Origin of the sequence: Dolichospermum planctonicum, assembly GCF_005402965.1 — a bacterium.
Taxonomy (GTDB): domain Bacteria; phylum Cyanobacteriota; class Cyanobacteriia; order Cyanobacteriales; family Nostocaceae; genus Dolichospermum; species Dolichospermum planctonicum.
On the sequence record NZ_BJCF01000178.1, the window covers coordinates 1 to 258 of the forward strand.

A 258-nucleotide genomic window follows, 5' to 3' on the forward strand; every position below is an offset into this window, starting at 1 on the left:
AAGCATTTCGGTTTGATGGAATTTTTCTGACAGATAGTGTAGAAAAACCCATCTATTTTGTCGAAGTGCAATTTCAACCAAAACCAGATTTTTACTGGGAATTAATAGCGGAAATCAACATTTATCTTAATCAATTTAAACCCGTACAAGATTGGCAAGGAGTAGCCTTATTTGGGAAACGGGGTTTAGATGTGGGGGAATTAACTGCTTATCAACAAGAATTGATTAATAGTGGAAGAATTAAACGAATTTATTTAG

Annotated in this window: 1 protein-coding gene; it reads left to right on the top strand. The window is 33.7% G+C overall.

The window, feature by feature from the left end:
- Positions 1-258: DUF2887 domain-containing protein (locus FFO06_RS20950; protein ID WP_137909714.1), on the top strand; the 258-nt coding region annotated here is incomplete at both ends.